Annotated in this window: 13 protein-coding genes and 6 pseudogenes; 7 read left to right on the plus strand and 12 right to left on the minus strand. The window is 33.2% G+C overall.

Features of this window, described 5'->3' with window-relative positions; genetic code table 11:
- Positions 1 to 298: 298 nt before the first annotated feature.
- A pseudogene (locus B5P40_RS21035) lies at positions 299 to 955 on the minus strand (IS6 family transposase).
- A 74-nt stretch (positions 956 to 1,029) separates the two neighbouring features.
- On the opposite strand from B5P40_RS21035, the pseudogene B5P40_RS21040 reads away from it, so the two are divergent.
- The 3 genes and pseudogenes from B5P40_RS21040 to B5P40_RS21045 form a co-directional block, all read left to right on the plus strand.
- Positions 1,030 to 1,670, plus strand: a pseudogene (locus tag B5P40_RS21040) (RNA-guided endonuclease TnpB family protein); the annotation flags it as partial.
- Positions 1,671 to 1,860: 190 nt separating this feature from the next.
- Positions 1,861 to 1,983 carry a hypothetical protein gene (locus B5P40_RS33680; RefSeq protein WP_258402173.1) on the plus strand — a complete coding sequence of 41 codons (123 nt, stop codon included), beginning with the start codon at positions 1,861 to 1,863 and terminating at the stop codon, positions 1,981 to 1,983.
- Positions 1,984 to 2,148: 165 nt separating this feature from the next.
- A pseudogene (locus B5P40_RS21045) lies at positions 2,149 to 2,364 on the plus strand (WXG100 family type VII secretion target); the annotation flags it as partial.
- Between the two features lie 188 nt (positions 2,365 to 2,552).
- Here B5P40_RS21045 and B5P40_RS21050 read toward each other — a convergent pair.
- The 6 genes and pseudogenes from B5P40_RS21050 to B5P40_RS21070 all read right to left on the minus strand — a co-directional run.
- Positions 2,553 to 3,254, minus strand: coding sequence for a YrrS family protein (locus B5P40_RS21050; RefSeq protein WP_078177331.1), 702 nt, complete (start codon positions 3,252 to 3,254; stop codon positions 2,553 to 2,555).
- 238 nt (positions 3,255 to 3,492) lie between these two features.
- Positions 3,493 to 3,927 carry a hypothetical protein gene (locus tag B5P40_RS21055; protein WP_002187376.1) on the minus strand — a complete coding sequence of 145 codons (435 nt, stop codon included), beginning with the start codon at positions 3,925 to 3,927 and terminating at the stop codon, positions 3,493 to 3,495.
- A gap of 787 nt (positions 3,928 to 4,714) precedes the next feature.
- A complete protein-coding gene (locus B5P40_RS21060; protein ID WP_078177330.1) occupies positions 4,715 to 6,529 on the minus strand; it encodes an acyltransferase family protein in 1,815 nt (604 codons plus the stop codon).
- Positions 6,530 to 6,887: 358 nt separating this feature from the next.
- The gene (locus tag B5P40_RS34090) at positions 6,888 to 7,256 is read right to left on the minus strand and encodes an FtsX-like permease family protein (RefSeq protein ID WP_307837914.1); all 369 of its coding nucleotides are present in this window, start codon (positions 7,254 to 7,256) and stop codon (positions 6,888 to 6,890) included.
- Positions 7,257 to 7,280: 24 nt separating this feature from the next.
- On the minus strand, positions 7,281 to 7,652 hold the full coding sequence (locus B5P40_RS32595; RefSeq protein ID WP_033728276.1) for a hypothetical protein: 372 nt from the start codon (positions 7,650 to 7,652) through the stop codon (positions 7,281 to 7,283).
- A gap of 260 nt (positions 7,653 to 7,912) precedes the next feature.
- Positions 7,913 to 8,080 (minus strand): annotated as a pseudogene (locus tag B5P40_RS21070) (Holliday junction resolvase RecU); the annotation flags it as partial.
- 520 nt (positions 8,081 to 8,600) lie between these two features.
- On the opposite strand from B5P40_RS21070, the gene B5P40_RS21075 reads away from it, so the two are divergent.
- A complete protein-coding gene (locus B5P40_RS21075; protein ID WP_258397572.1) occupies positions 8,601 to 9,497 on the plus strand; it encodes a VanZ family protein in 897 nt (298 codons plus the stop codon).
- Between the two features lie 307 nt (positions 9,498 to 9,804).
- Here the strand turns inward: B5P40_RS21075 and B5P40_RS21080 are convergent, their stop codons facing one another.
- Positions 9,805 to 10,038 (minus strand): hypothetical protein, encoded by a 234-nt coding sequence (locus B5P40_RS21080; RefSeq protein WP_002191584.1) that lies wholly within the window; start codon positions 10,036 to 10,038, stop codon positions 9,805 to 9,807.
- 70 nt (positions 10,039 to 10,108) lie between these two features.
- Positions 10,109 to 10,240, minus strand: coding sequence for a hypothetical protein (locus tag B5P40_RS33685; RefSeq protein ID WP_258169578.1), 132 nt, complete (start codon positions 10,238 to 10,240; stop codon positions 10,109 to 10,111).
- Between the two features lie 238 nt (positions 10,241 to 10,478).
- On the opposite strand from B5P40_RS33685, the gene B5P40_RS21085 reads away from it, so the two are divergent.
- Together B5P40_RS21085 and B5P40_RS21095 are read left to right on the plus strand one after the other, a co-directional pair.
- On the plus strand, positions 10,479 to 10,793 hold the full coding sequence (locus B5P40_RS21085; RefSeq protein ID WP_000589781.1) for a hypothetical protein: 315 nt from the start codon (positions 10,479 to 10,481) through the stop codon (positions 10,791 to 10,793).
- Between the two features lie 532 nt (positions 10,794 to 11,325).
- A pseudogene (locus tag B5P40_RS21095) lies at positions 11,326 to 11,805 on the plus strand (site-specific integrase); the annotation flags it as partial.
- A 155-nt stretch (positions 11,806 to 11,960) separates the two neighbouring features.
- Here B5P40_RS21095 and B5P40_RS21100 read toward each other — a convergent pair.
- The 3 genes and pseudogenes from B5P40_RS21100 to B5P40_RS21110 all read right to left on the minus strand — a co-directional run bounded on the left by B5P40_RS21100 (position 11,961) and on the right by B5P40_RS21110 (position 14,972).
- Complete coding sequence (locus B5P40_RS21100) at positions 11,961 to 14,051, minus strand: right-handed parallel beta-helix repeat-containing protein (RefSeq protein WP_078177324.1); 2,091 nt, start codon at positions 14,049 to 14,051, stop codon at positions 11,961 to 11,963.
- Positions 14,052 to 14,133: 82 nt separating this feature from the next.
- A pseudogene (locus B5P40_RS21105) lies at positions 14,134 to 14,196 on the minus strand (N-acetylmuramoyl-L-alanine amidase); the annotation flags it as partial.
- A gap of 236 nt (positions 14,197 to 14,432) precedes the next feature.
- Positions 14,433 to 14,972, minus strand: a complete 540-nt coding sequence (locus B5P40_RS21110; RefSeq protein ID WP_002205015.1) for a hypothetical protein — start codon at positions 14,970 to 14,972, stop codon at positions 14,433 to 14,435.
- A 181-nt stretch (positions 14,973 to 15,153) separates the two neighbouring features.
- Between B5P40_RS21110 and B5P40_RS21115 the strand changes: the two genes are divergently transcribed.
- The coding region (locus B5P40_RS21115; protein WP_113709805.1) for an IS4 family transposase at positions 15,154 to 15,980 on the plus strand (827 nt) is incomplete at its 3' end.

A 15,980-nucleotide genomic window follows, 5' to 3' on the forward strand; every position in this document is an offset into this window, starting at 1 on the left:
CCCTCCTCAAAGAGCGTGAAGTGATGAATACGAAAAAATGATCACCTAAATCTACAAAATTGGCTCCTTCCCCATTTATTAAGTCCCCTTCAAAGCTCTTTTCTTCAAGTAAACTTTTTAAAGTATATTATTATCAAATAAATGTATCACAACAAAAAAAACCTAAAAATCACATAGTTATTTCATAAGTAAACAATTATTTTGGCCTGAATATAAGTACTTATGCTGAATTTTTATGGTTCTGGTGCAAAAAGATGATAAATAAAAAAGAATCAAGGATTCCTAACGGAATCACCTGTTAAGCAGTTAATCCAAACACCTGGTTGATAAAAATATTCTGATTTTGGACAGACTGGTCCTGCAAATCAATTTGTTCTTTTTTGACCATATGCATGGCTTCAACACCACTCAATATAGAGCGTATACGTTTTTTAATAAAACGATGATCTTATTCTACTATGTTATTTAAATATTTTATCCTTTGGATTTTGGTGCCTATTGGTATCCTTTTTTCTTTCTTCAACTGTTCGATAGCAATTGGATAAGCAGGGTTCTTATCAACCGTGATGATACGAAGCTTTGAGACATGAAAAGACCGCAAGGCTTTCTTGAAGAATCGCTTTGCAGCCTTATGATTTCTAGATTTACTCAAATAAAAGTCAATCGTGTTTCCTTCAGAATCAACAGCACTATATAAATACATCCATTGTCCTTTTACTTTTATATATGTTTCGTCCACTCTCCATGAATTCGTTTGTTTGAGATGACGTCGAATTCATGGTCCATATTGATGTACCCATCGCATAATAGTTGTATGAGCCAGGAATAACCCTCGTTCCTCCACCATTTCCACCAAATCACGAAAGCTTAAGTTGTACCGTAGGTACCAACGTATAGTTAACAAGATGATGTCTGGCTGATAATGTTTCCACTTAAATAAATTCTCCTTTTCCATACTGATTACACACCTTTTATAGAGTAGTACTATCAGTATTTCCAAGTTTGATAGACCATTTTCATCTACTTCAAAGTTTTTGCACCCGAACCGAAGTAAAAGAATTACCGAAAACAGGATCTTCTGTTGGGATTGATATGGGATTAAAGGATTTTGCTATTCTTGCAAATGGAACTACATACAAAAAACCTAAATTCTTTCGTACATTAGAAAAAAATTAGCGGAAGCACAACGCATCCTTTCCAGAAGAGCGAAAGGTTCTTCGAACTGGAATAAATAACGTGTGAAAGTGGCACGAGTCCATGAACATATTACTAATGCAAGAAAAGATTACTTGGATAAAATCTCTACCGAAATCATCAAAAACCACGAAGTAATTGATATTGAGAATCTACAAGTAAGCAATATGCTGAAAAACGGGAAACTTGCCAAAGCAATCAGTGAAGTATCTTGGTCACAATTTCGAAATAAGTTGGAATACAAAGCAAAATGGTACAGGAAGCAAGTTGTAGTTGTCTCAAAAACATTTGCTTCTAGTCAGCTATGTTCAAATTGTGGTTACCAAAATAAAGACGTTAAAAATCCAAATCTTCGTGAATGGGATTGTCCTTCTTGTGGCACACATCACGATAGAGATATTTACGCAGGACTGAATCTTAGAAACGAAGCGATTCGTCTCTTAACAGTAGGGACTATGGAGATAGCCTACCGCTAAGTTTCCGTACTTAGGAATCTCCCACTTCAAACAGTCCGTTAGGACGTTAAGTGGTGAGTAGTTCAATTTACTGCTTTTTTGGAGTATTGATAGGATTACTGTCATAAATCACAAAATAAAAACACAGGAGTTTGTCACCTCTGTGTTTCTTCGAATTTTCTCTGATTGATTGCTCGATAAAGAGAACCTTGTGATACCACAAGAACCTTACTCACCAGTAATCATAAACAACTGGGACATTAACTTTTCCGGTGTGATTCAGCAGGCGAATATGGTACTTCATGGGCAATTTGCTCCAGTTGAACCGATTTGACCAGGTGATTCCGCTTAATACGGAATAAATAAAGAAAAGCCGACTTAAATTACAGAGCCGGTTTCTTTTGTTATTTCACATATACATTGGCTACATTTATCTCTACATTAGATATTTATATTTTTCTTCCTGTCCCACAATTTTAATTGGGAAAGGTTGAAAAAAATGATTCAAATCAAAGTAACACCTGAAATGCTAGAAGAAGCTGCTAATCGTGCAAGTAATACCAGAATCACATTAGAATCTATACATAATAATTTATGTAATGAAATTGATCATTTGTGTTTTCAATGGATTGGTGCCTCTAATCAACAGTTCATTCAAATGTTCAATGATGCGAAACCAAAAGCTTTTACATCTATCAATTCACTTGTACAAGTATAAGTGAATTTGAAACGCATCGCCATAAAATTCCGTAATGCGGATAATCAAGATTTTGAACTTTTACAAAAACAAACTTTTAAATACATAATTACTTCAAACATCATATAGAACCAGGTTTATCTTATCTGGACAATAATAGCTTAGTCCCCCACAACGAGAGAGGGGAACATTTACATTTCCCTTATTTATTTTACCACTTGAACAGATGCTGGTTTCCAACCCTGATTCTCTACCCAATCAATATCAACCTTATATTTTTTATTACTTTGCTTATCCCGTACATTACCGTAGGCTTTATTATTACCATTATTCCCAATAAAATCGAAAATCAATTGGCTCTCTGGAACATCAACAGCATAAGAAATTGCTTTTTTCATCTCATTCCAATCTACTGTTCCTTCTTTAAATTGCATTGCAGGTTTTGCTCCTTGCTCTGTACCAATTGGCTTCCAAGAAGGATTAGTTTGAGAACCCTTTTCTTGAGATGCCGTTTTTTCTCCCTCTTTATTTTCATTTTCGCTCGTTTTTACCGATTTTTCTGCTTTTTGTTTCTCTTCTAACAGTGCTGCTTCTCTCTCTTCACGTTTCTTCTCTTCTAACAGTGATGCTTCTCTCTCCTCACGTTCCTTCTCTTCTAACTGCGCTGCTTCTTTCTCTTCACGTTTCTTCTCTTCTAACTGCGCTGCTTCTTTCTCTTTATGTTTCTTCTCTTCTATCTTTGTTGCTTTCTTTTCTTGAGCAATTGCTTTCTTTGATGTATCAGAAGGGGAAAACAACTGGTATGTCACTATACCAACTGTCACTAATACCAAAGTAAATGCAATATTAAAAATCACCTTTTTACGACGATTTTGTTGTTTTTCTTGAAACCTGCTTCCTTGTCCCATTTTTTAAACCTCCGAGTTTATTTTCTCTTCTAATCTTTATGCATTATCCTTATAATTCTTAATATTTTCATTAAATAATGGAAATGAATTACAATTCCCATACAAGATTTCATATCATAATAAAATTTGTGTTGTTTCAAGCATCTGACATATGTTATTCAAAAATATTTTAATACATTAAAAATTGATAAGCATCTGTTCGTAAGAAACCTTCAATTTTATTCAAAGGCGATTCCAATTACGTCCACATTAGATCTCCTGTAGAAATCTTTTTAACAATTAAGCCCCTTCTTCCCTTATTTATAATTTTCAAATTAAACTGCCCTCTATGGTACAATAAAGATGTGTTGTTTTCTACTGGGGTATGTCGTAAAATCAAAAGGGATTTTATCTCTTTTACCTTTTTTTCAGAGTAACTTTCACCACTAGGAGACTCTATTATTCCTAATGTAATCTTTAATTCGCTTTCATCAAAAATCCATTCTTTATTAAGTTCCCTTATCTTTTGTATAAAGCTTCTTTTGGTTTTTCCTATATAAATCAATGTTTCATTCTTAGCATATACTCTAGAGATTGCAAATATTCCCTTCTTAAAAGCTTCTTCTCTATTATAAAAATCATTTAAACTATACAATCCATACCATTTAATATGTACTGTTTCTATTAACCTCACCTCATTTTTATGACAATATTATAATTTCTGAACGTTCAAATTATTATGGATACATAGCCTTGATTACTTGAATTATAAATAGTGCTTTTCAATAATACATTTTATTATTACTAATTTCAATAATGAATATGTACATATTCATTATTGAATGGCTGCAAAAAAACATGGGAATTTAATTCAAGCCCTATATCAAAATGAAAATAAAAAACACCTGTGATATACACAAAGTGCTTTTCTCTTGTCAATTTATCTATTTTCTTTTTATAACCCAAACTCCTTCGAATCGTACTTTTCTAGAGTTTGCTGCAATTCATTTTTTTCATATGGAATATGTTTATCTGTCTGTACATCTTCAACATTTTCTCCACCTGCTAATAATCTCCTGTACTTAAAAGAGTGCCCTGTTAATAATGGTGTAATTATGTTGTATGGCCCTCCTTTTGTTTGATTACTTGTATCATAAAATAAGTATCTGAAGCTGATATGTGGTCTACTTTACTGATAAAAATAACAAATAAAAAAGGAATCCTGCATGTTCGTTATAGTGATTTTCAGGTTCTGGTGCAAACCTCGAATGCTGTCAAAATATACACAAAAATATGAGAGTAATTACGAACGTTCAATCTTTACAAAGTATAAAAATACGGATTTTTATATTGACTTCCGAACAACTCATTCTCATGAGAATATAACATTCATGTTGGATTATCTACGTAATCATTTTTGCACCAGAACCTCTTTTACATTTCAGTTAATTTTGCAAAAGAAGTTAATAAAATATATCTAATTATTGATTCACCGCTTTGGCTACAAGTGCTGCGTATGCTTCTGCACCTACTTTGGTTAAATGCACACCATCAGGTGCAAAGTAGTCTCCCTTTCCAGCACTTGCTGCATACCAATCTACTAGAGTTATATTCGGATATTCAGATGTTGTCGCTTTTAATCTCTCATTCACGATTGATTCCCACGGACGTGGTACCCTCGTATTAATAAATATCATTTTACGTTCATTCCCAATTAAATTTATTAATGATACAAGTTGCTCCGTAGTAAAGGCTCCATTTGTACCTAGCCCAATAATGACATAGTTTCCTAAATTCCCTTCATTCTTTAACTGTTCAACTATAGGAATCGCTTTTGACAGCTGGCGACCAATCTGTGCATCAATCCTAATATCAGGAAAAGTATTTTTTAAATATGGAGCAATATCAATCATAACGGAATCGCCTATCGCTGTAATGCTGGGAGAATTTTTAGGTTGCGCAGAATCTACTTCTTTTGATTCTTCTTGATTCTTGGGCGTCTCTTGAATTGGATTTTCCCAAACTGCAACTGGATGTTTCGCCGGTTGTGTTTGTACTGCTTCCACCTTATCTAGTTGCGGATTCTCCTTGGCCTTACTAACTTTTGATAACCCAAAGACGGCTATCGACGAAACGAATACTGCACAAATTAAAGCTAACTTAACACCTAAAGCGACATTTTGAAGTCTTAAATTCTTAAACTGAATATTTCGAAGCGCACCTTGTCGGATTGGTTTTTCAATATACTTCCATGAAATTTGCGCAATCATTATAATGAGAAGAAATTGAAGAATTGCTCTTATTAGTGAAAAATCCCCAGTATTTACTTTTGGAGTCGTCAATGTAAGAATTGGATAATGCCAAAGATATATGCCATACGACCTTATTCCTATCCAACGTAAAGGTCTAAATCGTAAAAATTGAGCGATACGGCTCGCTGGATGAGCAAGATTTGCCACTAACAATGCTGTTGCAATTGATAAGAGAACCATTCCTCCATTGTATAGAAACGGATCATATTGATTCGTCTTCCAAAACATAAGCAAAATAATAATAAGAGCAGTTCCTCCCACTACATCAAGAATGAGACGTGCCTTTGGAATAATTTTATTTGCAAGCCTATTGCTTGGCCAAATTAAGGCAAGTGCCGCTCCAATAAGTAAAGAAAAGGCCCTCGTATCTGTACCATAATAAATTCTACTCGGATCAGCTCCAGGTTCATACAAAATTGCCATCGCTAAAGCTGAAGCAACAGCTCCCAGACAAATCAATAAAATCATACGGGATTGTTTTTTTATGTGGTAAAGCCCTAAACTAATGATAAACGGCCAGACAACATAGAATTGTTCCTCAACTGCTAACGACCAAAAATGATTCAATGGAGAAAGCTGGTTAAAATTATCAAAGTACGATAATTTATGATAGATATACCACCAGTTACTAACATAAAATAACGCCGCTAATGAATCTCCACACATTTTTTCAAGTAAAGAGCTATGAAAAATCGTAATCCAGGCCAACGTTATAACGAGCATAACAAACATTGCTGGAAGCAATCTCCTTGCCCTACTAAGCCAGAATTTCTTCAAATCAATTCTCTTATTTCTCTTCCACTCCATCGCTAGAATATCTGTAATTAAATAACCTGAGAGTACAAAAAATACAGTAACCCCTAAAAATCCTCCAGGCATCCAATTAAAATTAATATGATACAAAATAACACCTAGTATAGCTAGGCCCCTTAGACTGTCTAATCCAACCATATAACGACTATTTTTTTTAAAAGGTTTAGTCACCTACAATCACCTCTATTTCTTGGAAATTAGGTAAATAATAGCGGTATAAAATGCTATTAATTTCCTAAAATCGTATAAGCTAAACTATTACAAACATCATTTGGGAAGGCTCTCTTTTTTATAATAACATGCACAGCAACTAACACTTTATCACTTTATCACTTTATATGGTAGTTAAATTTTCTCGATCCACACTGAATAGTCCCTTATAAGCCCCATACAAGTAATAAATTATTACAAAAACAAAAAAAACGAGCTGAATTCCCCATAAATAACTGTAGAGATATAAAATTTTCACTTTTGGGATATTTCAAAATTTTAGCTCGATGGGCATGTAGCGGTACCCCTAATGAATTTTTTACTTTCTTAGTGCCTCAGCAGGCTCAGTATTAATAAGCTTATAACTTGCTGTTATGCTGATCACGATAACAATAATTGCTGTTACTAAAATGGAAAGAAACATTTGAAGTATCGTGATAACTAAACCAAGATCAAAAGCAATACTGATAAAATATGTGAAACTAATTAGAAAAGCATTAAAAACAGACGCCATTCCCGATAACAATACATTTTCACTGAGTATCATTCTTCGTATTGCGCCTTTACTAAAACCTAGTGCAGATAGTAGCCCCAATTCTCTATATCTTGAATTTTGCAACTTAACAAGCAGAATGATGCTGATAAAGAGACCTATTGCTAAAATCAGAATGGATACTATTAAAAACAGGCGGTTAAGGCTATTAAAGGTGCTTTACAAGGCCGCAACTTCGCTTGAAATATTTTTACTATCTATATCTTTTACTTTCAGCATTTTGTTCACAGAAACAATATCATCAAAACTTATCACATCATAGCTAATTGAATAACATTTTTTATCCTTGATATTCTTATAAAACTCCTGATCAACGTCAGAGATTACAATGAAATCATCATAACCAGCATTAAAGATACCGCTAATCATTATAGGAGATTTGAATTCAAATGCTAGTGGAACCAGCACACCAACATACGGGAATTTTATCAATGCTGGATTTCGAGATGTTTGGATACAGGTGGGTAAATGAAAAGGACTTACCTGTTGCCAGGGTTCTGATCTATTGAATGCCGCGTCCTCTCTAAACAAAAGAATAGATTTTATTTTGTTAAAAAACGGTTGGAACCCAATTATGGCGGATGTGGTAGGAGAAGAACAGCATGACAGAACGTCAACCGCTCTCTGGCCGTCCGATCACGCTGGAGTAGTGGTTAGCTTGGTACTTCCCTCCTAAAAAAAGGCTATCTTAAAAGACCCTGATAAATAAAGGATACAATCAGGGAAATATGAATAACGATAATCTGCTACTCCTATAAAACAGATTATCTATCTAATCGTGTAGGATTCTCTGTAGTTTTTGCTTCATAGAATCCATTTAATACACGGCCACCTTTACTTTTTAACACCTTCACAGGAGTCGGACGCTTGTTTATAAGCGCTACTCCCCCTCGTTGATACATTTCATTCACTAGATTAATATGCATTTCAAATGCCATACCACGGTTTCCTAGTCCCATTGTTATTCCTCACTTTCCACTTGTAATTTTCTATTTCAATTGAATATGCAATATCCCATATTTATTTATTGTAATATCAATTTATTAACTATCATTTAATAGCGCATCATTAATATTCATTGATAAATCAACATTTGTAATTTGATTCCTTATATTAAGCTCTGATAAAATACTTTTAAACACTTTATTCAAATGTTTACATTGGGATTTATTGTTATACACAGCTATACGTTTTTTGTTTATTATATAGCAGAAGAGTAAGGTAAGAGTTACTCTTTGCCATTTTAGGAAAGGTTCTGTTGGAGACAACAGGACCTTTTTTCGTAAAAGGATTAGCTTACTTTTAAAAACTTTGCAACAGAACCGAATTACTACTTACGCCAACATAGTTTTATTGTTATATTTAAAATATGAGAATTTGTGAAATTATCAATACGAACAATTATTAGTAATAGGAGGTTTTATTATCAAAGGAAAACATCGTAACATTACCCTCGCAATATTAGGACTATATTCCGTTCTGATTCTCTACTTTATGTTCCTTGGTTTCGATAGATTGGGATTAAAATATATTAATCATGAATATGAATTCCAGTTAATTCCGAGTAGTATTCCTTTGAGCTTGCCAAATATGGTAGATAGAGAAGATTTTAATCTATGGTTTTTTAATTTTGGAAATTTAACAGCATTCATACCTTTTGGGGTATTAATTCCTATGTTATATCGTTGTAGCTTTATTAGATTTATTACTTCATTCTGTATTTCTATTCTTATACTAGAAGTACTACAAATGGTTACTTTTCTTGGTGGTTTTGACATTGATGATGTAATTGTGAATGCAATGGGTGCTACGATAGGATTTTGTGCCTATAAAATAGGATTTCGCTCTAATAATACTTTGAAAAACTTTATTATTACAGGTGTAATAGCATTTATCTTGACATTAGGAGTACTTGTAGTTGTAGGTGAAATTAATAAATCATTAGAAAAGGAACAACAATCCCCCAAAAATGGAACCGTTATAGCGCTAAATCAACTGACAGAAAGTACTGGATATGTACCGAATGTTAACAATTCCACTAGCTTTGAAGTGGCTCATAAAAAAATTGAACCTAAATTAAATATGTTTAGTAGTAAAGGGACAAATTCTCAGCAATTTAAATACTTGCTAAAAGGTAAGTATGCAAAACTTTCGGGATATCTCGGTATCCCTGATAGTGCGAGCAAACATTCCGGTAAGATAATTTTTTCTATTGATGGAAAAGATGTACAAACCATTCGATTTTCTGAAGAAAGCATATCTACATCCACAAGTTCCTTTAAGATAGAGTTGGCTAAAGCAAATGAACTTAGTATTAAATTTATTGATACAGATGCATTGCTATGGGATGTCAAGCTTACAGAATGGAAAAAATAATGAATTGAATTCCACTAGTTTAGATACTAGCGGATTAAATCTCTGGTTTAATACTACAAATGGTACAAACTTACCTGGGGCTATAGTCTCAGGTGTTTTTTGTTCGTTGTGTTCGTTTGTTTTGTTACCCCTTATCATCCCTTAACAACAAATAAGACGATAAACCGATCACGGCAGCGCCTAAAATAGCCATTCCTATACACATGTATGTTATAACCTTATCAAATGTCCATTTTTTTCAGTTTCACATTCATTGTGTAATTTCTACAAAATAAAAATGAAAGCACCCGAATGGATGCTTTCATTTTTATTTCATATAACCATTACTATCGAAGTAATATGTTACCCCGTCAATTACCCTTGATTCATTTGTTGCAAGTCCATAATTTCCAGGAATCCAATACATCCATTTCCCATTAGCAGACGACTGTTCCCAACCTTCTTTCCTAACTAGCTTTCCACCAGGGTTGAATAAGTACCATCTACCGTCTATCTTCAACCAAGGGCTATTATTATCACAAGGATCAGATGGGTCAAACATAAGTATCCCCTTGACATAATACCAATCTACTTCATTTTCACTTTGCACCCAGGAGTCTATGGAAACCCTATTAATATTCAAATGGTAAATCAGAAATAACCTGTCCTTTTTCCTCTTCATGACCTTCATCACATAATGCCACAGCAGGTATAACTAATCCTGCCGTTAACGAAAACGCTATTATTTCTTCTTTGCTTTGCATGTTTTTCACCCCGTGAAATCAATAAAATAATATATAAAGATGAATTATTTTATTGATTGTGTCAAAAATAGAAGAGTGCATTTTATCAACATTTTTTATAAAATTAATTGTCTATTATTTGTTATTTGCGACTGATGATATGTGTCACTCCTGAATTAGAAAGATACACATTTTGGGGAGTTTTACAAAAAGAAGATATCACGCTTACTGACGTAACATAATTAAAGGAGAATAGAACTTGATAAAACATATACTCAGTTTCATTCTTGGAACAATTGTTATATTAATTGGTTCCTCTTGGATTATTCCTTACACCCTCGAAGCAATTGACAGTAACGTAAGTCATATTACTCGTGACAAAAAGTATTTTAGTAAGCTATATGACTATGATATTAACCTTTGGATGATTGCAAACTTTATATTTTTCATTTTTTGTGCAATTACTGTTCTTATATGTAAGTTACCTAATTATAAGAAGAACAGAAGTACTCATATAAAAAAATATAGTCATACAAATCAGCGTAAAAAAGCAAAGAGAAGGCGTCGTAAATAATTGTTTTTTATAGGGGTACTCACATCCATCAACTTAAGAATTTAGAATTACCCAAAACGAAAAAGAGTCCTAAATTAATTGGGCTCTTTTTACCTTTCTAAAATGTGAAATTTTGTATAAAAGTTTACATTCACTTCTTGAATCATTTATAGCTAATTTTGTAATAAATTTTTCAATATAGGTATAACTGTTATTTATGGTTTTGATATAAAAAATTAACAAAAAACAATATAATATAAATAAGATAGTAATCCCTTTTGTATTCTCCTTGTACTAAAGATAAGATTGTGTTCCCGATCTTATCTTTTTTCTTTGGAGATTTTTGATACAAAAAAGGAATCCTTATAATAAGGATTCTGCAACAGAAAATAACAAAATATAAATAATAAAAAGAATTACTTATATTATAGCTCATATAGCAATAATATAATATTGAGAAATATTTACATAAATTCAGTATGTATTACGTAGTGTAAGTAAAGCTAATTTCAAAATTTGATATACTAAAAGAAAAGATTAGGATGATAAGGCTATGCCAACAAAAGAATTTCAAGACACAATACAGCATTTTTCTTCTTTCTTATTAGATAAAGGAAGAAAACCTTCCACAATTAAACGATATGTTTATGATATTGAAGATTTTGGTCAGTGGTTGCAAAAATCAAAAAAGCTTCCCTTACGCAATATATGGACGACACTTAGTACCGAGGGTTATGAAGAGTATTTTAATGATTTAAAGAAGCAACGAAATTACTCTGATAAAACGATACATCGTGTTTATATTGTCCTAAGTAGACTTTATCAATATTTAGGCCTACCTAATCCATTAGAAGATATGAATCTCATGATTCAGCCTAATCGGGCGTTACGTGATGAAGACTTTATTTCTAAAGAGGAAGAAAAACGGCTAAAGTACATATTAACTTCATTAGAAGGATTAACAGAAAAACAACGCTCCGCTCGTCCAGTACTTATGGATCGTAACATTGTTATTGTGCATTTACTCATTAATGTTTGTCATCTATGTACAGTCATGCATTATAACTGCAAATATGTATAAGAATATAAACGGTATACTATACGGATTCATTTGGATTGAATACAGAATTTAAACTTAATGAATTGGTGGATGTAGAATAAAAACGGGCTGACTCGAAAGAGCCAGCTTTAATTCACAGCAGGTAAATTGATATTTGTAAAGGTGTTATTCGAATTGATGAAGTTACGAATATGATTTTTATTTGTGTAATATTTTAAATTCAATGGTGCTGTTCCTGTATAAACAAATCCATTGTCTTTTAAAATTAACTCGTTTACTCCCGCTGCTGCCCCTGAAGCTAAGAGAGCAGCGAATGCTGGATTATCAATAGTAACATTGCATTTCTCTACTATATAAGTTGTATATGGACGATTTGTATCAGATAAGAATAAATTATTTTTCGTATTAATGGAGATAGCACAGTCTTCCAGTGTAGTGTATGGTACTTGATTATCCACATTTGTAATACCAACTTCGCACGTTGTATCTATAAGTTTTGATTTAGTAACTCTAATATTCATTGGACGCCCACTAAACAAATGATTTCTTAACTCGCAATTAAGAAATTCTGACCTTGTGAACTCACAAACGTCTACATTTTGAGTATTAGGGTTTTCTGATCTGACTCGTAGATTTTCGAATTTACAACTATCATATTCTTTAACTTTAAACGTCATCTCTCTTTGTGTTAAAACCGATTTAAAGGTACATTTTCTTATTTTATTTGCTTTTATCCATGGTGTGGTAGTCGGATTTTCTGTAAAAATAATGTGATTATTATCAAATGTGCAATTATCTCCCAATGTAACGAAATCAGGATTTACGTATTGATTGTTAGATAAAGAAACCCTATACGAATCATTAGTTAAATTCATATTACCGCCTGTAAAACTATTTTCTATAATATTCACAAATGCCGCACTAAAATTAGAAGTCATGAGTCCAATGTTATTTTGACAGTTGTATAAGAAATTATCCTTAATAGTTGCATGCATTAAGGAATAAAGATTAATCGCTAGGTAGTCTATATTGTAAATATGATTATGTTCTATTAAGACATCATAGCAACCAACTAAAATGCCGTGATAACTCCCGTAAATTTCGTTATCTTTTATTGTACAGCTTGCTCCGTATGAATCTTCCATGTTTATTGAATAACGAGTTGGATCGTTGAAAATAGGTTTCCCATCCAAAAACCTAACCAATCCTTTTCCGTTATCGCGGATTTTATTATTTATAACTTCGTTGTAATTCCCCCCTAAAGTGATACCACCCCTATGACCATTAAAAACCTCGCATTTTTCAACAGTGTTATGGTGAGGGATACCACCAAACATAATTGTATATTGCAGATTCTTATTTACATTGTTTTCATTATAAAATTGAAGTCTAAATTTCATTGCGTTAACTGGGATTGAAATATCTGTATAGATTCTTCTTTTCTTCATAACCCCTATGAATTTGTTGTTATTATCGTAAAAGAAGATATCCAAGTCTTTACTATTTAAATTTGTTGTTCTAGCGTATCCTGCACCAGCTATAAGAAAGGAAGTAATCTTTGGTGTTAAATCTTGAGGTATGTTTAACATCTTTGTTGTGAGTGTATTCGTAGAAGGAATAGGTTGTCCAGTGTTGTAATCTAAGGTACTCAAAGTAAGACCTTGATCAAATTCTCCATAATCAAATATCGAGTTTGAGCTAAATGAAATATTATCGCCCATATAATCGCGAACCTTACAATTTTTCACAGAACAATAATTTGAACTTTTTTGAAAGAGAATACCATACGTATGCTCCATTGCTACTTCTAAAGGATTAGAGAAACTTCTGTCGTCCCTACATCCAATTATTGTTCCAACAAATAAATTAGAATTGGTGACTTTACTAAATACGATACTATTCCCTTTGAAGTTGTAATAATCAGTAGTTGTTCTATTGTCAAATGGCGATTTTTTATTAGAATCGTATATAACTTTTAATGTTGATCCATTTAAATTAAAATCCAAATCGGAAACCATAACAATCTCACGTGGGTAACATAGAGCGTAATTGCCTTTTGGAAGAATAACTTCAGAGTAATTATTAGATGCTGCAAATTGTAACGCATTGTTTATCCCCTGAATATTCTTATCAGCTTGTATATAATCTGCATCTACATAGGGTTTAGTAGGTAACCCTTCTTTTATGCCCCACTGATTTAATTCAATTAAATAATCCAATTATTATCACCTCTTAAATTTCTTAATATAGTATATTCATTGATAAAATAAACCGTCCCTTAAAAGGAGATGGTTTTAAAAATCATTTCACATATACATAGGCTTCATTTGCAGTAACGTAATATGTTTTGCCTTTGCTATTGTGTGGTGCTACCCCATTGCTATCAAGCTAATATTTTAGAGTACCCCCAGAACGAAATTTTGTATTAACTTGTAACAAAAAAGCTTATTTTTTTGTTTTGAGGTATTTGCTTTTCTTAGCTTGATGGTGATGTGGTGATCCCTAAAAACAAGGACAATAAAAAAGACCGTCTAACGACGGTCTCATGAAGTAAAGCCCCCCTTTAGTTGAACAAAAGCAGGTAAGTTTCTCATGATTTCTCACTTCTTAAAGTTTTTTTGTTTGACAAAGATAAAGTGGTCTTCAGGCTTCCAAACGTGCAGATGGTCAGCGATGTATCCGCGTAGCCACAACACGCCATTAATTCGTCTAAGATAAAAGCCTTTCGGAAAATCATCGTCTTTAGTTAATATTTCCGATGCTATTGTGATGGAGCCAGATGGAGCTTGATGTTGTTGTGAGGCATTCCCCAAATAACCTTCAGGCTGTTCCAGATACTCCAATCTTAGTTGAGGTCCCAGCTCAAGCGGACACAATTCCAAACCAAGTTCGCTCGCTCTTTTAAAGAGCTGAGCCGTAGTAGCTCCATCAGGAAAGCCAAGGTCTATAACGGTTAGTTCAACGGTCTGCAGGCTGTACTTTGTATTAGAAGTCGTAAATTTATCATCAGCTAGCAGTCTTTCTCCATACTCATTCATCAAAATGGAGTATTGTTGCAATTTCTGAATAAGCTGTGATTTCGTAAGTCCGCCAACCTCTACTGTTCTAGTAATAATTGGACAATCAGGGTATATTCGCATTTGTAGTCACTCCTAAAAAATTGGGTATAAGAATTTAAAATTAATACATTCTACAATTTTCCATAAATCCCCTTGTTGGAGTAAAGACCCATCGCTATTAAGCTAACAAAACTAAACTTTCTTAAAATGAAAAAATACGCTATTCTTTCTGTAGAATCATAGGAAAGGATGGTGTTTTTATATGTCGATATCTGACGAGTTACACCTATTTGCACAGGAGATTCAGAATTTTTTATCCCCAAATATCTTACAGAATCTAGCTAGGGATGTTGGGTTTGTACAGCGAACAAGTAAGTATCAAGCACAAGATTTAGTAGCTTTATGCGTATGGATAAGCCAGAGTGTAGCAAAAACTTCCTTAACCCAGTTATGTAGTTGTTTAGAAGCATCAACAGAAGTACTCATCAGTCCTGAAGGACTAAATCAACGATTTAATGCCGCAGCCGTGCAGTTTCTACAACAAGTATTAGCTAAACTTCTGAACCAAAAATTATCTTCATCTAGGTTGTTTTCTTCTTCATTTACTTCTATTTTTAAGCGTATTCGTATCTTAGATTCCACTGCATTTCAACTTCCAGATGTATTTTCATCGGTTTATCCTGGTGCAGGAGGTTGTAGCCATAAGGCTGGTGTAAAAATTCAACTTGAATATGACCTTTTAAGTGGACAATTCCTCCATATTCATACAGGACCAGGTAAACAACATGATCGCACTTACGGCTCTCTGTGTGCCCCAACTGTGACAGCGAATGATTTATGTATCCGAGATTTAGGTTATTTTCATTTAAAAGACCTTCAATATATACAAGATAAAGAGGCCTACTATATCTCTCGTATCAAGTCGAATACGCGTATTTATCAAAAAAATCCTAACCCTGATTATTTTCAAGATGGAAGAATTAAGAAAGGTACAGAGTATATACAGATAGATATGGAGACGTTAATGAACTCCCTTCAACCAGGAAAAACATGTGAAATAGCTGATACTTATGTAGGAATGATTGATAA

This window comes from Bacillus sp. SRB_8, assembly GCF_003264205.1.
Lineage (GTDB): Bacteria > Bacillota > Bacilli > Bacillales > Bacillaceae_G > Bacillus_A > Bacillus_A mycoides.

What these genes read in the sequence shown, in the direction of transcription:
- B5P40_RS21050 (WP_078177331.1), bottom strand. Translation starts at nt 3,254, where the DNA reads ATGGGACAAGGAAGCAGGTTTCAAGAAAAACAACAAAATCGTCGTAAA.
- B5P40_RS21080 (WP_002191584.1), bottom strand. Translation starts at nt 10,038, where the DNA reads ATGTTTGACCCATCTGATCCTTGTGATAATAATAGCCCTTGGTTGAAG.
- B5P40_RS33685 (WP_258169578.1), bottom strand. Translation starts at nt 10,240, where the DNA reads ATGCAAAGCAAAGAAGAAATAATAGCGTTTTCGTTAACGGCAGGATTA.
- B5P40_RS21110 (WP_002205015.1), bottom strand. Translation starts at nt 14,972, where the DNA reads ATGCGAATATACCCTGATTGTCCAATTATTACTAGAACAGTAGAGGTT.